This window comes from Kineococcus auxinigenes, assembly GCF_050871525.1.
GTDB lineage: Bacteria > Actinomycetota > Actinomycetes > Actinomycetales > Kineococcaceae > Kineococcus.
The window spans coordinates 1-986 of sequence record NZ_JBKBCT010000144.1; the positions used below are offsets into that span (position 1 = coordinate 1).

The following is a 986-nucleotide window of genomic DNA, read 5'->3' on the forward strand; positions in this document are numbered from 1 at the left end:
TGTCAAGGCCCGGGTTTGATGGAGGGTGTGAAGCAACGCTCAGGCCGCGGCGACGACCTCGGCAGTGGTGTCGAATCGGGCCTGGTACTCGATCGGCGGGACCATCCCGAGCTCGCCGTGCAGGCGACGGGTGTTGTACCAGTCGAGGTAGCCGGCGACGGCCCGTTCGACGTCGTCGAGGCCGCGCCACGGACCGTCACGGCCGGGTAGGTGCGGGTTGCGGATGCACTCGGCCTTGAATAGGGAGTTGAACGCCTCAGCCATCGCGTTGTCGTAGGAGTCGCCGGTGGAACCGACCGAAGCGACAGCACCTTCGAGGGCTAAACTCTCGGTGTAGCGCACCGCAACGTATTGAACTCCCTTATCCGAGTGGTGCTTGAGCCCGGTCAGATCAGCGCCTTCGCGTCGACGGACCCAGAACGCCATCTGCAGCGCATCCAGGGCCAACTCGGTACGCAGGTGGGTCGCGACTTGCCAGCCCACGATCCGGCGGGTGCAGACGTCCTGGACGAACGCGGCGTACACCCACCCCGAGCAGGTCCGGATGTAGGTTATGTCGGCTACCCACAGGCGGTCCGGGCGGTCGGCGGTGAACTCCCGTGGCACCAAGTCCGGACGGTGGTCGGGCATTGCCGGGACCGTGGTCCGTGGTGGTTTGCCGCTGCGGCGCAGCCCGTGCAGCCCCACCGAGCGCATCAGGCGTTCCACGGTGCAACGGGCGATGCGCTCCGGCGCCTCGTCGACTTTGGCGCACTCGAGGCGGCGGCGGTTGATCGCTGCGTGCAGCTTGCGGGCGCCGTACACGCGCAGGTTCTCGGCGTGCACTTCGTCGATCTCAGCCAATGCGGCCTGGTCGCTGATCGACCGCTTCGAGGTCGGTCGAGTGCGGGCGGCGTAGTAGGTGCTCGGGGCGATCTGCAATTCTCTGCAGATCGGCTCGACCCCGAATTGGTCCTTGTGCTCGTCGATGTAACGGTGGGTCAGTG

1 protein-coding gene and 1 other annotated feature are annotated in these 986 nt (G+C 66.5%); the gene reads right to left on the reverse strand.

Annotated elements, in window-relative coordinates; genetic code table 11:
• Nucleotides 1-39 precede the first annotated feature (39 nt).
• Nucleotides 40-986, reverse strand: a 947-nt coding sequence (locus ACRYR9_RS19680) for an IS3 family transposase (RefSeq protein ID WP_432499184.1), incomplete at its 5' end; no start/stop codon positions are given.
• Nucleotides 907-973: a sequence feature (AL1L pseudoknot), on the reverse strand. It overlaps the preceding gene by 67 nt.